This is a genomic window from Nonomuraea sp. NPDC049655 (assembly GCF_044465465.1).
Classification (GTDB): domain Bacteria; phylum Actinomycetota; class Actinomycetes; order Streptosporangiales; family Streptosporangiaceae; genus Nonomuraea.
The window spans coordinates 224,986-242,142 of record NZ_JBITLS010000014.1 but is presented as its reverse complement, the minus strand read 5'-3'; the positions used below and the strand labels follow the sequence as shown (position 1 = coordinate 242,142).

General features: G+C 75.5%; 13 protein-coding genes. 7 read left to right on the top strand and 6 right to left on the bottom strand.

Annotation, left to right across the window (positions count from 1 at the left end; all coding sequences use genetic code 11):
• Nucleotides 1-102: 102 nt before the first annotated feature.
• Together ACIBQ6_RS38495 and ACIBQ6_RS38490 are read right to left on the bottom strand one after the other, a co-directional pair.
• The gene (locus ACIBQ6_RS38495) at nucleotides 103-1,419 is read right to left on the bottom strand and encodes a hydantoinase/oxoprolinase N-terminal domain-containing protein (protein ID WP_358300034.1); all 1,317 of its coding nucleotides are present in this window, start codon (nucleotides 1,417-1,419) and stop codon (nucleotides 103-105) included.
• Complete coding sequence (locus ACIBQ6_RS38490) at nucleotides 1,416-2,528, bottom strand: DUF917 domain-containing protein (protein WP_397218124.1); 1,113 nt, start codon at nucleotides 2,526-2,528, stop codon at nucleotides 1,416-1,418. Before ACIBQ6_RS38490 ends, ACIBQ6_RS38495 begins: the two co-directional genes overlap by 4 nt.
• A 90-nt stretch (nucleotides 2,529-2,618) precedes the next feature.
• Here ACIBQ6_RS38490 and ACIBQ6_RS38485 point away from each other — a divergent pair, with 90 nt between their 5' ends.
• From ACIBQ6_RS38485 to ACIBQ6_RS38465, 5 genes are all read left to right on the top strand, one after another.
• On the top strand, nucleotides 2,619-4,046 hold the full coding sequence (locus tag ACIBQ6_RS38485; RefSeq protein WP_397218122.1) for a PucR family transcriptional regulator: 1,428 nt from the start codon (nucleotides 2,619-2,621) through the stop codon (nucleotides 4,044-4,046).
• A gap of 87 nt (nucleotides 4,047-4,133) precedes the next feature.
• Nucleotides 4,134-5,066: an alpha/beta fold hydrolase gene (locus ACIBQ6_RS38480; RefSeq protein WP_397218120.1), complete on the top strand. Its 933-nt coding sequence runs from the start codon at nucleotides 4,134-4,136 to the stop codon at nucleotides 5,064-5,066.
• A 78-nt stretch (nucleotides 5,067-5,144) separates the two neighbouring features.
• Nucleotides 5,145-7,175, top strand: coding sequence for a M14 family zinc carboxypeptidase (locus tag ACIBQ6_RS38475; RefSeq protein WP_397218118.1), 2,031 nt, complete (start codon nucleotides 5,145-5,147; stop codon nucleotides 7,173-7,175).
• A 364-nt stretch (nucleotides 7,176-7,539) separates the two neighbouring features.
• Nucleotides 7,540-8,097, top strand: a complete 558-nt coding sequence (locus ACIBQ6_RS38470; RefSeq protein WP_387680090.1) for a hypothetical protein — start codon at nucleotides 7,540-7,542, stop codon at nucleotides 8,095-8,097.
• A 138-nt stretch (nucleotides 8,098-8,235) separates the two neighbouring features.
• A complete protein-coding gene (locus ACIBQ6_RS38465) occupies nucleotides 8,236-12,405 on the top strand; it encodes a trypsin-like peptidase domain-containing protein (protein ID WP_397218231.1) in 4,170 nt (1,389 codons plus the stop codon).
• A gap of 3 nt (nucleotides 12,406-12,408) precedes the next feature.
• Here the strand turns inward: ACIBQ6_RS38465 and ACIBQ6_RS38460 are convergent, their stop codons facing one another.
• Nucleotides 12,409-13,239 (bottom strand): SAM-dependent methyltransferase, encoded by an 831-nt coding sequence (locus ACIBQ6_RS38460; RefSeq protein WP_397218116.1) that lies wholly within the window; start codon nucleotides 13,237-13,239, stop codon nucleotides 12,409-12,411.
• 132 nt (nucleotides 13,240-13,371) lie between these two features.
• On the opposite strand from ACIBQ6_RS38460, the gene ACIBQ6_RS38455 reads away from it, so the two are divergent.
• A complete protein-coding gene (locus ACIBQ6_RS38455) occupies nucleotides 13,372-14,022 on the top strand; it encodes a nitroreductase family protein (protein WP_358303027.1) in 651 nt (216 codons plus the stop codon).
• Between the two features lie 156 nt (nucleotides 14,023-14,178).
• On the top strand, nucleotides 14,179-14,913 hold the full coding sequence (locus tag ACIBQ6_RS38450) for a GNAT family N-acetyltransferase (RefSeq protein ID WP_397218114.1): 735 nt from the start codon (nucleotides 14,179-14,181) through the stop codon (nucleotides 14,911-14,913).
• A gap of 28 nt (nucleotides 14,914-14,941) precedes the next feature.
• On the opposite strand, the gene ACIBQ6_RS38445 is transcribed toward ACIBQ6_RS38450, so the two are convergent.
• From ACIBQ6_RS38445 to ACIBQ6_RS38435, 3 genes are all read right to left on the bottom strand, one after another.
• Nucleotides 14,942-15,976, bottom strand: a complete 1,035-nt coding sequence (locus ACIBQ6_RS38445) for a DUF5685 family protein (RefSeq protein ID WP_358303033.1) — start codon at nucleotides 15,974-15,976, stop codon at nucleotides 14,942-14,944.
• A 72-nt stretch (nucleotides 15,977-16,048) separates the two neighbouring features.
• The gene (locus ACIBQ6_RS38440; RefSeq protein ID WP_397218112.1) at nucleotides 16,049-16,534 is read right to left on the bottom strand and encodes a hypothetical protein; all 486 of its coding nucleotides are present in this window, start codon (nucleotides 16,532-16,534) and stop codon (nucleotides 16,049-16,051) included.
• A gap of 3 nt (nucleotides 16,535-16,537) precedes the next feature.
• Nucleotides 16,538-17,068, bottom strand: a complete 531-nt coding sequence (locus ACIBQ6_RS38435) for a hypothetical protein (protein WP_358303037.1) — start codon at nucleotides 17,066-17,068, stop codon at nucleotides 16,538-16,540.
• Nucleotides 17,069-17,157: the final 89 nt, after the last annotated feature.

The following is a 17,157-nucleotide window of genomic DNA, read 5'->3' as shown; positions in this document are numbered from 1 at the left end:
CACGAGCGGAGGCTCACGAGCAGGCGGTCACAGGGCTGGTCACAGGGCTGGTCACGGGGCAGGTCTCAGGGCTGGTCAGACAGCCGGTCAAAGGGCGGGCGGTCACAGGAGCGAGGGCGGCCCGGCGGCGCGGGCGCGCAGCCGGACGAACGGGCCGGGCAGGTAGGCGAGCGGGATCTCCTCCACCCCGATGACCCGCACCCGCCGCGGATCGGCCCCGGCGCGCACGGCCGCCGCCCTGGCCTCCTCCGCGACCGGTTCGAGCGCCGCCGCCAGCGCCGAGCGGTCCGGCAGGCGGACGATGCGCTCGTACTGGCCGCCGACCGGGCTGACCGCCGCGCCGATGGCGCCGGCCGCCGGCCCGTGCTCGGGATGCAGCCCCTCCGGCACGGCGTGCTCACCGCCGCCCACGACCACGAGCGGCAGCAGCCCGGCGCCCGGCTGCAGCCGGTCCACGGCCTCGGCGAGCTCGGTCGGGTCGACCGGCCGCGGCACCCTGATCAGCCCGGGGATGCGCAGCCCGACGGGCACGCCGCCGATGTCCGCGCCGCCCACGGCCTCCTCCGGATAGCCGCCGGCCAGCACGCCGACCCGGACGCGGGTGGCGCCCACGTCGGCGACCACCGCGTCACCGAGCCCGGTCAGCGCACCGGCGCCGCGCAGCACGCTCGCCGGGCCGCTGCCCAGGCTGAGCCCGGGATGGCGGGCCAGGTGCTCCAGGCTCATCAGCGTGCCGTCGCCGCGGGTCACGAACACCGCCGCCCCCGGGCACAGGCCCGCCAGCGCGGTGGCCAGCCCGCCGGAGACCGCGCCCGCGAACCCCGACAGGGCGGCGTCCAGCACGGTCGCGTTCTCGCGTTCCAGCAGGCCGAGCGAGCCGAGGTCGGCCGACAGCGCGATCGGCACGCCCTCGCCCAGCTCCGCCCGGACGATCTCGGCCGCCTCGCGCTCCTGCTCGCCGTCCAGGGGCGAGAACAGGCCCGCGACGGCGACGGCCTGCGCGGTGCCGGCCACGCCCGCGGCGAAGCGGGCCACGGCGTCGCGGTCGAGGGGCGTGCGGTCCTCGCGGTCGAGGCCGCCGCCGCCGTCCACGACGGCGGTGCCGGCGTTCACCGCGGCACGCAGGTCGGGCGGCCAGCCGGACAGCGGGCGCACCGCGGTCGCCGACACGCCCGCGATGCGCAGCACGGCCACCTTGCGCAGCCCGGACCGCCTGGTCACGGCGGTCGCGGCGCCACGCAGGCCGACGGCGACCTGGGCCGGCTCGCCGTCCATCGGCAGGCGGGCCAGCGCGGCGCGCACGCCGGCCACCGGGTCGCCGGGGATCGACGCGATCTTGACGGTGGCCAGCACCTGGCCGTCGTCGGCGACGACGGCCGCGTCGGTGTTGGTCGGCCCGACGTCCACCCCGGCCCTCACGCCCCCACCTCCCGTCCGGCGGGCCCGGAAGGCCCGGAAGACCCGGTGGACCCGGTGGACCCGGTGGGGGAGGGGCTGAAGGCCGTGTCCGCCGGGGTTTCCGGCGTCGCGGCGGCGGGGGGCGCCTGGGGTGGGGGAGGGGTGGGAAGTCCGGTGAGACCGAACGCGGTCGGCCCGGCCAGCCGCAGCCCCTCGGGGGTGTGCCAGACCGGGTCGCAGGGGACGCGCACCACGCTGACCCGCAGCCCGTACCGGACCTGCTCGGCCTGCACGACCTCGCCCGTACGCGTGTCCAGCATCGCGATCACGTCGGGCACCACGGCCAGCGGCACGCCGTCCTCGACGACGGCCAGGAACTCGCTGCCCGCCTGGACGCGCACCAGCCGCCCCTGGTCGTACCCGAGCCCTTCGACCAGGATCGACCCGGCCGTCTCGGCGACCTTGCCGGTGACCAGCGGGTCGGGCAGCCGCGTCCCGAGGCGCACGGCCCGGGTGACGGAGCCGAGCGCGGTGGCGCCGGCCACCTGGTCGCCGCGCATGATGTACTCGCTGGTCGCGACCTGGCCGCCGAACGCCTCCAGCGACGCCCGTACCAGCCGTTCCAGCCAGCCGCCGGTCACCCGGTCGACGACGACGGTCCGGCCGCGCTCGTCGCACAGCACGGCCGGGGTGGGCGCGATGCCGCGCAGCTGCATCACCGTCTGGTCCATGCGGGGGAAGGCGCGGCTCATCCCGTCGGCGTCCACCAGCGGCAGGCCGACGCGGGCCGCCCAGGCCACCGCCAGGCAGCCGTTCGCGCCGCCGATCTCGCTCGCCAGCACCGCGCCGACGGGCGCGCCGTACAGCTCCTCGATCTTGTCGCGCAGGTAGACGGGCTCGTCGGTGCCGCCGACGCGCTCGGACATGACGGCCGAGGAGCCCGCGGTGCCCACGGGCATGACCAGCAGCTCGGGGTCCAGCTCGGCGGGCTGCACGACGCGTACCGGCCCGTGGTCCTCCAGCGCCTGCAGCGCCGCGGCGCGGGCGATGGTCACGGGACCGCCGCCGCCCGAGCCCAGCACGGCGCAGCCGCGGGCGAAGGCGGGCAGCAGCCCGGTGTCGATGTCCATGCTGTCGAGGTTACGAAGCCGCAGGTCGAGGGCGGATGTTCCAGCCGCACCTTTTTGCCGGGCTTCGTGTGCCGATGGCACACTGATGGCATGTTCCTGCTGGAAGAGCTGCGTCCGCTGGCCGGGCCGGAGGCGCCGGCGGCGGCCTCCGGCGTGCGCCTGGTGGCGGACCTGGGCGGGATCGCGGGCCAGCCGCCGGGGTCGGTGCTGGTCCTGACCGGCGCGGCCTCCCGGCAGGCGGCCGGCTACCGGCTCGACGTCGCGCTGCGCGACGCCGCCGCGGCCGGCGCCGTGGCGCTCGTGCTCACCGCGGAGGCCGGGCAGGCCCTGGAGGTCCTGGAGGCCGCGGTCGACCGGAGCGCCGCCGCGCTGGCCGAGCGCGGCGGGGTCGCGCTGCTGGCGGCCGACGGCGGCGACCTGGCGGAGCTGGTGGTGGCCATTGACCGGGCCATCGCGGGCGACGCCGCCGAGGCGCTGGTCCGTACGGCGCGCGCCGCGGAGGCCGTGGCGGGGGCGGGCGGCGTCCCCGAGCGCATCGCCGAGGCGGCCGGCGCGGCTCTCGGCCGTCCCGTCCGGGCCGACGGCGGCGCGTTCACCGCCCAGGCCGGCGGGCCCGCCGGGACGCACTTCGACCGGGCCGCCGGGATCGTGCTCAGGGTCGCCGCCCTGGCCGCCGCCGCGGGCCCGTCCGACGAGCTGCCCGGACGGTCCCGCGCCCAGCTCCTCACCGAGCTGCTGGTCGCCCCCGAGAACCAGGCGCAGGAGCTGGCCCCCCGCGCCAGGGCCCTCGGCCTGCCGATCGACGACTGGCACGTCGTCCTGCGCCTGGAACCCGCGAAGGACCCCGCGAAGACCCCGGACGCCCCCGCCGACGGCCCGGCCGAAGGCGGCCAGGAACGCTACGCCCTGCTGGAGACCGCCGCCTCGCGGGCCGTGCGCGCGGCCCGCGAGCTGGGCGGCGCCGCCTGGAACGCCGCGCTCGCCGGCGACGCGCTGATCGTGGTCCGCAGCCAGCGGCGCGACCAGGGCAGGGCGGGCCTGCGCGAGGCCGTGCGCGACGCCGCCCGCCTGCTCGAACGGGTCCGCCCGGCGGGCGCCGAGCTGCGCTGCGGGGTCAGCACCGCCAACCAGGGCCTGGTCGGCCTGCGCACCTCCGCCTCCGAGGCGCGTACGGCCCTGCGCCGCAGCACCCTGCCGCTGGCCACCTACGACCTGGCCGGCCTCGACCGGATGCTGGAGGAGTGGTACGCCTCCGACGCCGCCCAGCACGCCGTCAGGGAGCTGCTGCAACCGATCCTCGACCTCGGCGGCGAGCGGGCCGCCCACCTCCTGGCCATCCTGCGCGCCTACCTCGACCACAACGGCTCGCCCGCCCGCGCCGCCGAGGAGCTGCACCTGCACCGCAACGCCGTCAGCAGGAACGTGCGCCGCATCGAGACCCTGCTCCAGGCCGACCTCGCCGACCCGCGGCAACGCCTGGCCCTCCAGCTGGCCTGCCGCGCGGCCTCCTCCCGCTGAAGGACGGCCCTCCAGGACCCCGCTCCCAGCCCGCGTTCGCCCGCCAGGACGAGGAAACCCGGCGGCCGGCTCCCTAGATTCGGTGGCATGAGAAGAGCGCGGCGGCTGGCCGCCTGGTGCGCGGGGCTGCTGCTGGCGGCCGCCTGCGCGGGGCTCGGCTACGAGACCGCCGCCCGGCGCGGCGACGCCACGCGCCACCCGCCCCCGGGCCGCCTGGTGAACGTCGGCGGCCACCGCCTGCACCTGCGCTGCACGGGGGCCGGCGGCCCGGTGGTGGTGGTGCTGGAGGCGGGCCTGGTCGAGTCGAGCGCGAGCTGGGAGGTGGTCCAGCGGCGGCTGTCGGCCGGGCTGCGCGTGTGCTCATACGACCGGGCCGGCTACGCCTGGAGCGAGGAGGGCCCCGGGCCGCGAACGGCGGGCCGCGCGGCGAGGGAGCTGCGCGCGCTGCTCGCCGCCGCGGGCGAGCCCGGCCCGTACGTCCTGGCCGGGCACTCCTACGGCGGCCAGATCGTCCGCCTGTTCGCCGCCCGGTATCCGGAGGTGACGGCGGGCCTGGTGCTGATCGACGCCACCGACGAGGAGGCGGTGGCGGCCATGCGGGTGTCCCGGCCGCTGCTGGCCGCCCAGCTCACCGCCAACCAGGCGCTGGCCAGGATCGGCCTGCTCCGGCTGGCCGGGGATCTCCTGGTGCCCGGCGACGCCACCCCGGCGGCGCGCGCCGCCGCCCCCGTCGTCTACGGGCCGGGCAGCATGGCCGCGGCCAGGGCCGAGGCGTGGGCCTCGCTGGACAGCGCGCGGGAGGTCGCCGGGACGGCGGAGGGGCCGGGCGGGCCGCCGGTCGTGGTCGTCATCCCGGCCGGCGGGCCGCGCAGCGCCCTCGACCAGGCCCGGCGGGTGGCCGCCAGGTCCACGCGCGGGCGGGTGGTGGTGGCCGGCACCTCCGAGCACTACGTGCAGTATCGGCAGCCCGATCTGGTCGTCACGGCGATTCGGGACGTCGCCGCCTCCACAGAAGGGTGAAACTGGGTCTTGCCGGTTGGGTCAAGTCGGCTTTCAATGATCGGGATACCGGTGATCCTGGAGGAGCCGATGCGTGGCTTGAGGGCGTCCGCAGTCATCCTGATGATCGTCGTCTCGACGTTCCTCGCCTCCGGGCCGTCGTCGCTGCCGGCGGTGGCGGGGCCGGGCGATCCCGAGCCGGCGTCGCTGGTCACGCTCTCCGTGCCCGACAGGGCCGCGATGGAGCGGCTGGTCGCCTCCGGCGCCGACCTGACCGAGCGGGTCCGTCCGCAGGCCGACGGCAGCGTCCAGGTGGACGCCGTGCTCACGGCCGGCAAGCTCGCCGAGCTGAGGGCGATCGGCGTGGGCCTGGCGTCCGGCACGCCGCCCGCCGCCCGGCAGGCGCCGTCCGCCACCGCCGCGCAGGACCAGATCGTCATCGAACGGGCCGTCTGGTACAAGTCCCGCGACGGGTACTTCCTGTCGGTCGAGGCCAGCAGCAGCGCGGGCGAGACGGCGGCCCTCACCGCCACCTGGACGGGCCGCGGCGGCGCCACCGGCCAGGTCGCGATGGTCCCGTACGTCGACGCCGGCGCCTACCTGGGCCACCAGTTCGGCACGCCCGCCCCGGTGCCGGCCGAGCCGCAGCGCGTCACGGTCACCTCGGCGACCGGCGGCACGGCCGAGGCCCGCGTCCGGGAATGGCCCGACGGGGACCGCCCCGACCACCGGGCGCCGGGCTACCAGAAGGACTTCGTCACCCAGTACATGCCGCCCGCCCAGCTCAACGAGCGCATCCAGGCGCTGCACCGGCGGTACCCGTCGCTCACCGACGTCATCCCGCTGCCCAACCTCACCAACGGCTACCGCCGCCACGCCCAGGCGCTGATCGGCACGCCGCCCGGCGCCGCGATCGTGGTCACCTCCGACGCCTACGGCTCCGAGGGCGGCAACGACCTGTCCGTCGAGCTGGCCGCGCCGGGCGCGCCGGACCGGCCGCTCCAGGTGAGCGTGGCCCGCAAGCAGGTCACGGTGAGCCTGGCCACCGACGGCTCCGGCACGCCGGTCAGCACCGCCGCCCAGGTCGTCGCCGCGATCAACGCCGCGCCGGGCACCGGGCTGAAGGCCGCCGTCTACCGCACCGACCCCGGCGCCGGCGTCATGGCCGCGGCCGCCGCGACCCGGCTCACCGACTCCCTCAAGGCGCCCGCCGACGTCTCCCGCAAGCCCATGCGGGTGCTGGCGCTGCGCGTCGGCGTCCACCGTGACGGCTCGCGCACCGGCGTGCTGGCCTACGCCCAGGAGCACGCCAGGGAATGGGTGGCGCCGCTGGTCACCGTCGAGGCCGCCGAGCGGCTGCTGCGCAACTACGCCCACGACGCCGCCACCCGCAGGCTGCTGCAGCGCACCGACATCTTCATCGTCCCCACCGTCAACCCCGACGGCGCGAACTACAGCTTCTACGACTTCAACGGCCAGCGGAAGAACATGACCAACCACTGCCCGGCCGCGCAGTCCGACCCGGCGCAGCGCAACACCTGGGGCGTGGACGTCAACCGCAACTACGCCGTCGGCTCCCTGTCCGACGGCTACTTCGGCGCCTCGGCCAACTGCCAGAGCGGCACGTACGCCGGTCCGGCCGAGCACTCGGAGCCGGAGAGCCGCAACGTGATGTGGCTGGCCGAGACGTACCGCAACATCCGGTTCGCCATGAACGTGCACAGCTACGGCGGGTACTTCATGTGGCCGCCCGGGGCGTACAAGCTCGACGGTCGCGTGGCGCTGCCCAGGCCGAGCGCCCAGGAGGAGGCGTACTTCATGCGCTCGGCCCGCACGATCGAGCAGGCCATCGCCGCCGAGCGCGGCACGGTCATCTGGCCCCAGCAGACCGGGCCGGTGACCGACGTGCTCTACTCGGCGGCCGGCAACTCCGCCGACGAGCTCTGGTACGACCACGGCGTCTACGGCTGGGACTTCGAGGTCGGCGCCGACCTGTGGAACCCGACCGCGCGGACGTGGGAGGGCGTGGGCTTCCAGCCGCCGTTCGAGGAGGGGCACGCCGAGGCGATGGAGTTCGCCGCGGGCCTGATCTCGCTGGTGGGGGTGGCGGCCGACTACCGGAGGCCGTGACCGCCGCGCGGCTCATGCCCAGGTCATGGCGTTCGCGGGGGCCGGGAATGCCCGCGCGTTGCCCGGGGTTTACATACGGACACCCCGCGACAGTGACCTGGGCTTTTGCCCATGTTGGGGTCGCTTGCCCGGGGTTTACGGTTCAGGGGTAGATCTTTGCCCGTTTTAGGGTGTTTGGTTTGCGTTTGTCCGTTTCTTGGGTTAGTGTCTACCTATTGGCGGGTGAGTGGCCCATCTGGGTCCGCCCCCATTGCGCTCCACGTAGCGACCGATGGCGTTTGTGCCCGGCTACGGCGTTCATGTCTTGTCTGAGTCAAGCGAGCGCATGCCCCCCTGATGATCGATGTCACCAAGGAGACTGCTGATGACTGCTCGCCTGCGTTCTTTCGCCATGCTTTCCGCCGCTGCTCTGTCGGCGCTGACGATCGGTGCCGCCGCTCATCCCGCGCATGCTGATGCGGATGTGAACGGTCGGGGTGTGCTGGCCGGTTCGACGACGGCGTCCTATTTCTGGGACGACTCCTCGGGTCGTGCTGGTGACACGGGTCTGCCGGCGGCCGGCAAGCCGATGCAGAAGGGGCTGGCGGCTTCGCCGTCGTGGCCGCTGATGACCGAGGGTTACGTGGTCTATCAGGGTAAGAAGCTGCCGTTCTTCGTGGGTGACCGTGGTCCTGGTGACCCCTCCAGTCGTGGGGTGATGCTGGACCTGGACGCCAAGACGTTCGCCGAGCTGACCGGTGGCCGGTTCAATCCGGACACGCTGGGTGTGGACGGTGTGAAGGGCGAGGGTCACATCAAGATCCAGTATGTGGTCACCAAGTGGGGTGACGGTGTGGGCAGGAAGGCTGCTCCGGTGGCGTTCGACACGGGTGCCTGGCGTCAGCAGGACACCGGCACGGCCCCGGTGTCGGTCAAGAAGTAGCACGCGCGCACGACGAGAAGGGCGTTCCCCGCGGGGGGACGCCCTTCTCGCATGTCAAGGAACGGCAAACACCGCCCACGTCCAGCGGCCATACTGGCTCGACTGACGACCTGGAGTGACGGGCGGTGACCGTAAGTGATGGAGACAGGGCCCGACGAGGCGCTGAACCTCGCCGTCCTGCGCGTGCGCGGCCCCGAGGGGGCCGTGGCGGGCGCGGGCTTCCTCATCGCGCCCGACCGCGCCCTCACCTGCGCGCACGTCGTATCCGGCGCCCTGGGCCACGCCGACGGGCCGCCCCCGCCGGACGCCTGGGTCACCGTCGAGCTGCCCTTCGCCGGCGACCCCGCGCCCGTGCGCGCCCACGTCGAGCACTGGGTCCACACCGCCGCCGACGGCTCGGGCGACATCGCCGTCCTGCGCCTGGACGCCGCGCCCCCGGGCGGGCGCCCGCTGCGCATGGCCGAGCCGCGCAGCCTGTGGGGCCACCGGGTCGTCGTCGCCGGGTTCCCGCACGGCCTGCGCGGCGGCGGCTGGCACACCGGGCGGCTGCTCGGCGGCACCCAGCAGGGCTGGCTCCAGTGCGCCCCCGACGACCCCCGCGGCGTGCCGATCGAGAGCGGCTTCAGCGGCAGCCCCGTCTGGGACGTCGAGCTCGGCGACGTCGTCGGCATGGTGGTCGCGGCCCAGCCCGGCGGGCCCCGCCAGGCGTTCGTGATCCCCACCCGGTCGCTCACCCGCGCCGTCCCCGCCCTGGCGGGGACCGTACGGCCGGCCTCGCCGTTCCGCGGGCTGTCGGCCTTCCGCGAGGGCGACGCCGCCGTCTTCTTCGGCCGCGACGTGGAGACCGCCCGGATCGCCCGCCTCCTCCAGACCCATCCCGAGGTCACGCTCACCGGCCCGTCCGGCTGCGGCAAGTCGTCGCTGGCGCTGGCCGGGGTCGTGCCCGCCATGCGCCGCCAGGGCTGCCAGGTCGTCGTCCTGCGGCCCTCGGCCGTGCGGTCCTGGCCCGACGCGCTCGCCGCCGAGCTGGCCGCCCTGTCGCACCCGGGCCTGACCGGGGCCGACGCGCTGGCCAGGGCCGACGCGCTGCGCGAGCCGCTGCGGAACGGCCGGCTGCCCGACGTCGTCGCCCAGGTCCTGCGCGACACCGGCGCGACCGGGCTGCTGCTCGTCGTCGACCAGGCCGAGGAACTGCTGGTCGGCGACCCCGAGCAGGCCGACGACGCGGCCGTGCTGCTGGCCGCGGCCCGCGCCTGCCCGGCCGTGCGGGTGCTGTTCACGCTGCGCGCCGACTTCCTGCCCGCCGCCCTGTCCCACCCCGCGCTCGGCGGCGCGCTCGGCCGCGAGACCTACGGGCTCACCCCCATGACCCGCGACCAGCTCAGGCAGGCCGTCGAGGCGCCGCTGGACGCCGTCCCCGCCGTGACGTACGACCCCGGCCTGGTCGACCGCATCCTGGGTGACGCCGGGGGCGCGCCCGGCGCCCTGCCGCTGATCGGCTTCCTGCTGGACCGCCTCTGGCACGAGCAGGAGGGCGGCCGCATCACCCACACCTCCTACGAGGCGTGCCGCGGCGTGCGCGGGGCCCTGGGCGCGCAGGCCGAGCAGGTCTGGGCGGCGTGCGTGCCCGAGGAGGACACCGCGGCCGGGGAGGAACTGCTGTCCCGGCTCGTCCGGGTCACCGCCGGGGCGCACGCGCCGCTGCGCCGCCGGGTCACCCGCGAGGAGGCGGGGGAGCAGCGCTGGCGGACCGCCGGCCGGCTGGCCGCCGGGCGGCTGCTCGTCATGGACACCGGCGCGGACGGCCGCCAGACCGTCGAACTGGCCCACGAGGCGCTGATCACCGAATGGCACCGGCTGGCCGGGATCGTCGCCGCCGACCTGAAGTTCCTCGAATGGCGCGACCTGCTCCACCAGGACATGGGCCGCTGGCGGCAGGCCGGGCGCGATCCCGACCGGCTCCCCGGCCCGCCCGAGCTGGCCGCCGCCGCCCGCTGGCTCGCCGAACGGCCCGCCGACCTGACCGAGGACGAGCACGACTACCTGCGCCAGGGCCGCCGCCGTCAGCGACGCCGCACGCTGCGCCGCCGGAGCGCGATCACCGGCGCGGGGGTGGCGCTGCTGACGGTCCTCTCGCTGGTCGCCTGGACGTTCTACCAGGGCCGGATCGGCGAGCAGCGGGCCGCCGAGTCCCGCTCCCGCGCCCTGGCGGGCGCCTCGGCCGACCTGGCGGAACGCGACCCCGAGCTGTCGTCGCTGCTCGCCGTCGGCGCCTACCGCGCGGCCCCCACCCAGGAGGCCAGGGCCCAGCTCCTGCAGCGCTACGTCGAACACCGGTACACCAAAGGCGTGGCCACGGGCGCGCTCGGCTCGATCACCGCCGCCGACGCCAGCGACGACGCCCGCGTCCTGCTGGCCACCACCACCTCCGCCGCCGGCCGCGCCACGCTGTTCACCCGCGGCCCCGACGGCCGCTACCGGCCCGTCCACCTGCCCGACCGGGGCGGCACCAGCCGGCCCGCCGTCTCCGCCGACGGCGGCCTGATCGCCTACGCCCTCGACGACGGCGGCATGGTCTGGCACCGCGTCGACCCGCGCGACGGCGAACTGCTGGACCAGGGCCACGTCCTGGCCCGCCAGGACCGGCCCGCCCCGGCCGGCGAGCTCGCCGCCGACGAGCCCGTCGCCGACGTCAGGGCGGACGGCGACGACGGCTGGATCGTCACCGCGGGCCCGAAGAAGCTCGTGCTCCAGTCGCTCGGCGCCGCCGGCACCCCCCGCACCTGGGTGTACGACCTGCCCGCCGACCTGGTCCGGTTCGGCCCCGACGCCACCACCCTGGTCGTCCGGGAGAAGGGCGTGGCCAAGGTGTACAGCAGCAAGGGCAGCCCGGTGTGGCGGCAGCTGACCATCCGCGAGCTCGGCCCGGCCGACGGCCTGGCCGTCTCCGGCGACGGCGCCACCGCCGTGACCTGCCGGAGCAGCGACGACGGCCGCGCCGCCACGTACACGGGCTTCGCGGTGCGCGACGGCGAGCGGCTGGGCGGCTTCCAGGCCGGACGCCCGTGCGGCGCGTTCGTCGTCGACCGCGAGGGAAGGCGCGTGGCCGAGCAGGGCGCCGCCGGCTGGGAGCTGGTCGACCTGGCCGCCGGCCGCACCCTGTCGCGCGCCTGGATCGACGCCCAGACCAGTGCCGCCCCGGTCGCGCTGGTGGGCGCGCCCGGCGCGCAGGAGCTGCTCACCAGGTCGCCCGACACCCTGGTGCTGACCGCGCTGCGCGACGGCGAGCAGCTCATCGGCAACCCGGCGCTGCTCCAGGGCGGCACCCGGATGGTCGCCCAGGCCGACGGCGGCGCCCGGCTGCGCCTCATGGAGACCGGCGATCCGCAGCGCACCCTGGCCGACGTCTCCCGCGCCAAGAGCCCGAAGGGCCTCGACGCCGACGGCGACCCCGTGGCGGACGAGTCGGGACGCCTGCTCGCCGACGCCGTCGCCCCGACCAGGGTCGCCGTCCGCGCGCTGCCCTCGCTGTCCCCCCTCACCGAGGTCACCACCGCCCGGCCGCCCGAGGGCACGCACCTGACCTACTTCTTCAAGGACGGCGACCTGTTCACCGTCGCCGGCCGCCGCCTGGAGCGCTGGGAGCCGGCCACCGGCCGCCGCAAGAGCGCCTTCGACGTCGCAGGCCCCGGCGCGGTCGTCACCGAGGTGCAGGTCAGCCCGTGGAGCGCCGGCCACCTGATGGTCGCCGTGCAGGGCGCCGACCATCTGCGCACGATCGACCTGCGTACCGGCGAGGAGGTCAAGGACCGGCGGCTGACCGTGGGCGCCGACGTCGTCAGCGGGTTCGTCTTCGACCGCACGGGCACCCACCTGCTGCTGTTCCGCAGCGGCATGCTGCCCGAGGTGTGGCTCACCCACCCGCTCAGGAAGGTGCTCGGCCCGCTGCGCTCGTCGGGCGAGAACATCCGCGGCGGCGAGCGCATGACCTCGATCATGCCGGAGAACGCGGGCCGGCTGTTCCTGTTCCGCGAGCGGGAGATCAGCGTCTACGGGCTCGGCGGGACCGGGGTGTCCTACGAGGAGGGCTACACCTTCCGCCAGGCCCAGGACTTCCTCGACATCTCGCCCGACGGCTCGCTGCTGCTGCGCCTCAAGGGCGGCGACGGCCGCACGGGCTACTCCACCGACCTGCTCCGGCTCGACCCCGGCAGCTGGCGGGCCCGGTTGTGCGAGGTGTTCGGCCGCCGCTTCACGCCCGGCGACCGGCAGCAGGTGCCGATCGCCCTGCCGGACGCGGTCTGCTGACCGTCACGGCTTGCGCCCGACCCCGCCCAGGAAGGTGTGGTACGTGATGCCCAGGGCCGGCCGGTAGCCCGGCTCCGGCCGCCACTCGGCCAGCGGCACCAGGCCCGGCTCCAGCAGCTCCAGGCCGTCGAAGAAGCCGAGGATCTCCTCGCGGGTGCGCCAGCGCCCGGTGCCCATGGTGTCGTTGAACAGCCGCTCGGCCTCGAACGCCTGCCGCGACACCTCCGGGCGCTCCTCCATCGGGTTGTGGAAGTGCGAGACGGCGACGTGGCTGCCGGGCGCGAGCCGTCCGACCAGGCGCGCGGCGATGCCGGCCGGGTCCTCCTCGTCCGACAGGTGGTGCAGGATCCCGAACAGCAGCAGGCCCACCGGCTCGTCGAGGTCGAGGAGCTGCCTGGTCTCGGGGTGGTCGAGGACGTCGTCGGGGCGGCGGATGTCGGCCTCGATGACGGTGGTGCTGTCGTCGACGGCCAGCAGGGCCCGGCCGTGGACCAGCACGATCGGGTCGTGGTCGACGTAGACCACCCGGCAGCCCGGCGCGGCCGCCTGGGCGATCTCGTGCACGTTGCCCTGCGTGGGCAGCCCCGACCCGATGTCCAGGAACTGGCGGATACCGGCCTCGACGACCAGGTCGCGGACGACGCGGGCCAGGAAGTCCCGGTTCGACCGGGCCGCCTGCGGGGCGTCCGGGGCGATCCGGAGCGCCATCTGGGCCACCTCGCGGTCGATCTCGAAGTTGTCCTTGCCGCCGAGCATGTAGTCGTAGACCCGGGCGACGCTGGGCTTGGTGGTGTCCACGCCGAGGGCGGGCGCGTCCTGCTCGTCGTCGGCCACGGTCGGCTCCTTCGGTTGCGTCGGGCGAGTCCGGCTGGCGTGATCATACGTCCAGGGGCGCGGAAAAATCAGGCCCGGGCCGGGCCGTACGGGCTACGGGATTCCGGCGGCCCGCGTTGACATGATGAGCCCATGACGATCGAACCACTGGCCCCGGACACCCTGCTCACCACCACCCGCAGCGTGCGCAGGCGCCTCGACCTGTCCCGCCCGGTCCCGGCGGAGCTGGTCCGCCAGAGCCTGGAGGTCGCGCTCCAGGCGCCGAGCGGCGGCAACCGGCAGGGATGGCACTGGATCGTGGTCACCGACCCCGAGCGGCGCAAGGTGATCGGCGACTACTACCGGCGGTCGTGGAACAGCTACCACACCTCCGACGGCTCGGCCCGCTCGATGTTCCGGGACGACCCGGCGCGCGCGGCCGTCCAGGAGCGCGTCAGCGGCAGCGCCGCCTACCTGGCCGAGCACATGGGCGACGTCCCGGTGCTGGTGATCGGCGCGATCGAGCTGCCCGGCGGCCGCCTGCCCGAGGGCAACCAGGCCGGGCTGTGGGGCTCGCTGCTGCCCGCCGCGTGGAGCTACATGCTCGCCGCCCGCGCCCGCGGCCTGGGCAGCGCGTGGACCACCCTGCACCTGGAGTACGAGAGCGAGATCGCCGAGCTGCTCGGCATCCCGGCCGAGGTGCGCCAGGGCGTGCTGCTGCCCACCGCGTACTTCACGGGGGAGAGCTTCCGGCCCGCCGCGCGGCAGCCGCTCGACGAGGTGCTGCATCTCGACCGCTGGTGACCCGGCGACCCTCCGGGGGCGCCCGAGGTGAGGACATGCGCCTGACCGCCTGACCCGCGGCGGTCGCAGGTGGAAAACCGCTTGTCCGGCGGTGGGCGCGGCCCTACCTTGTGACGGTCACGTCAACCGAGAGGACTTCACTTGCTGGGCGCCCGCGTGCACGCATACCTTCGAGCGGCGGCCGGAACCCGGGCACACCGGGCCGGGCCGTTCCTGATCCGCTTCGACGAGCACGACGACGCGCCGCCGTTCAACTACGCCATCCCCGACGACGACCTCGCGCCCACCGGCGAGCAGGTGGCCGCGCTGGCCGCCGCCTTCCGCGAGCGCGGCAGGACACCCCGGCTGGAGTACGTGCCGCAGGTCGCGCCCAAGGTGGAGGACGCCCTGCTGGCCGCCGGGTTCGCCGTCGAGGGGCGCTTCCCGCTGCTGGTGTGCCCGGCCGGGTCGCTTGCCGAGCCGCCCGCCGACGCCGCCGTACGCCTCGCGCTGGTGACCGACGACCCGGGCCTGTGGCAGGTCGCGCGGGTGATGAACGCGGCCTTCGACGCGCCCGAGGCCACCGAGCACGACGTCGCGCGGCTGCGCGGCGTGCTCGACCGCGGCGGCCTCGTGGCCGCGGCCACCGACGTCGCCACCGGCGAGGTCGTCGGCGCCGGGCAGCTCGGCGGCCCCCAGGAGGGCGTGGCCGAGGTCGCCGGCATCGCCGTGCGCGACACGCACCGGCGGCGCGGCATCGGCGGAGCCGTCACCGCGCTGCTGACCAGGGCGGGCGTCGACGCCGGCATCACCATGCCGTTCCTCACCCCGGCCGACGACGCCGCGGGCCGCGTCTACGCCCGCGTCGGCTACCACAAGGCGGGCGAGGTCCTGCACATCTCGGCTCCCTGACCCGCTCGCCGCCGCCCCGGCCGCCGGCTCAGCCGCAGTCGCAGCAGCCGCCGCAGTCGGGGCAGTCGCAGCTGCTGCAGTTGTCCAGGTAGCAGCGTTCGCAGCAGGGCCGCCCGGCCTTCTTGCTCCACCTCGGCCGCCAGAGCCCGCAGGTCAGGAACGTCGCCACCCCTGCCCCCGACCTGCGGATCCAGCCGGGACGCCGGTAGGAGGCCGCGCCGAACGAGCGCTCGACCGCCCGGCGCACCTCGGCGCCGAGCAGCCGCTCCACCAGGTGCCGCTCGTCCAGCTCCAGGTCGGCCACGGCGAGGGCGAGCCCGTGGGCGGCGTCGTCGCACAGTTGCCGCGCCCGCTCGCGGCCGGTGCCGGTGGCGGTCAGCGGGTTGAACGCGCCCCGCTCGTCGTCGGCCGCCTGGTCCTCGACGGCGTCCAGAAGGTGTGCGATGCGGCCGAAGAACCGGCCGGCCTCGGCCAGCGCCGCCGCGTTGCCCGGCCGTCCGGCCAGCAGCGCGGTGTGGGCGAAGGCCGCCGCCACCGCCTCCTCGGCGGGCGCCGTGAGGTCGAGCACGTCCATGGGGATGGCCAGGGCCCGGCGCTCGCGTTCGAGCTGCCGGTCGACCGTCGCCGACAACACGGCGGTGTCGAAGCCGACGCCGGACGCCAGCCTGGCGCCGCCCGCCTGCCAGCGGGCCGCGAGCAGGCGGCGGGCCGGAGCCGTGGCCGGGGCGGCGTCCCCGTCGGCCACCTGGTCGCGCAGCCTGCCCGCGGCCAGGACGAGCGACACCCCCGCCGCCAGCCGGGCGCCGCGACCGCGGGCGTCCACCACGTCGGCGGAGCGGAACCCGCGCAGCGCGCACGGCCCGGCCGTCCGGTGCGGCACGGCGGCCGGGAGCTGGGCCTCGGTCAGCACCGAGAGGATCAGCGTGTCGTAGTTGGTGGTCAGCCGGGCGGCGTGCCCCTGCCCGTCCCGCAGTGTCAGGCAGAGCCCGCACAGGTGTGCCCGCCACGCCGCGCGTACCGCCGCGCACCCGTGCTCACCGCACGGACGGATGATCCCGAACACACGAACCTCACAAGATCCGGAAAACGCTGGAGGAATCGTACGGGCGATCGCCCGCACGCGGCACCGCGGGGTTCAAGTGCGCGGTTCAGGCACGGGTTCAGGCACGGGTTCAGGCACGGGTTCAGGCGCCGGGCGGTACGGCCTGCGCGCCCGTCTGGCCGCCACCGTCAGCACGGCCGCCCCGGCCAGCGTGAGCAGCGCGGTGAACAGCCACTCGTCCGAGCCCTCCGGCCCGTAGACGCGGGTCAGGCGGCCGGTGTCCACGGCCGCGGTGGCCTGTCCCGCCGCCAGGGTGCCGCGGTCGCTGCCGTACAGCTCGACGTCGCGCCGCCGGATCCGCCCGTCGCCGGAGGTGAAGTCCCCGGCCCAGACGCAGGACTCGTGCCCGGGATGCCGCACGCACCGCAGCTCCCGGGCGGTGAACGCGCCGCTCACCCCGTCGGCGCGGGCGGCCCGTACGACGGGTCCGAACTCCGGCACGGACACCGACAGCAGCAACAGCCCCACGACGGCCAGCACCACCGTGAACCCGCCCGGACGTCGTCTGGTGACCGCCATGAGCTAGTGCGCCACGGCGCAGGTGCAGGCGGCCCCGCCGTGCTCGGCGGCCCGGCGGTGGAGCAGCATCGCCACCACCATCGGCGCGAAGACGACCGCGTTGTAGAACAGGTGCAGCTCCATCCGGGGCAGGAAGATCTGCAGGACGCTGGTCGGCACCGGCCGTCCGAGCAGGTACAGCCCGGTGATCTTCTGCACGAGCAGCAGCAGGTGCTCCATGTGGTGCCAGACCTGGATGCCCAGGGAGATGTTCCACCACGTGCGCGAACGGCCCGCGAACCCCTTGCGGAGCATGACCAGGCCCACGAGCATGAGCAGCGCGTACCCGTAGTGCATCCACTCCGAGGTCACCAGCCACGGGAACGGCAGGCCGAGCACCCCGCGGGCCTCGCTCAGCGGCCACCCCCAGACGTAGACCTGCACCGCCTGCACCAGATGCTCGGCCCAGTGGGCCACCACGATGAGCATGAAGACCGTGAGTGCCGCCTTGTGGTGCCGTCCGTTGAGCGTGGACGCGCTGATCGTCGTCGCCATTCCTCACCTCGTGTCTGTCGCGCTGACGCTGGCGCGATGATCTCGGACGGCACTGGGAACGGGCTTGCATCCTCTTTGCAGTTGGCTGG

Coding starts and splice junctions, on each gene's coding strand:
- ACIBQ6_RS38490 (WP_397218124.1), bottom strand. CDS start 2,528: ATGGACATCGACACCGGGCTGCTGCCCGCCTTCGCCCGCGGCTGCGCC.
- ACIBQ6_RS38485 (WP_397218122.1), top strand. CDS start 2,619: ATGTTCCTGCTGGAAGAGCTGCGTCCGCTGGCCGGGCCGGAGGCGCCG.
- ACIBQ6_RS38480 (WP_397218120.1), top strand. CDS start 4,134: ATGAGAAGAGCGCGGCGGCTGGCCGCCTGGTGCGCGGGGCTGCTGCTG.
- ACIBQ6_RS38470 (WP_387680090.1), top strand. CDS start 7,540: ATGACTGCTCGCCTGCGTTCTTTCGCCATGCTTTCCGCCGCTGCTCTG.
- ACIBQ6_RS38465 (WP_397218231.1), top strand. CDS start 8,236: ATGGAGACAGGGCCCGACGAGGCGCTGAACCTCGCCGTCCTGCGCGTG.
- ACIBQ6_RS38455 (WP_358303027.1), top strand. CDS start 13,372: ATGACGATCGAACCACTGGCCCCGGACACCCTGCTCACCACCACCCGC.
- ACIBQ6_RS38440 (WP_397218112.1), bottom strand. CDS start 16,534: ATGGCGGTCACCAGACGACGTCCGGGCGGGTTCACGGTGGTGCTGGCC.
- ACIBQ6_RS38435 (WP_358303037.1), bottom strand. CDS start 17,068: ATGGCGACGACGATCAGCGCGTCCACGCTCAACGGACGGCACCACAAG.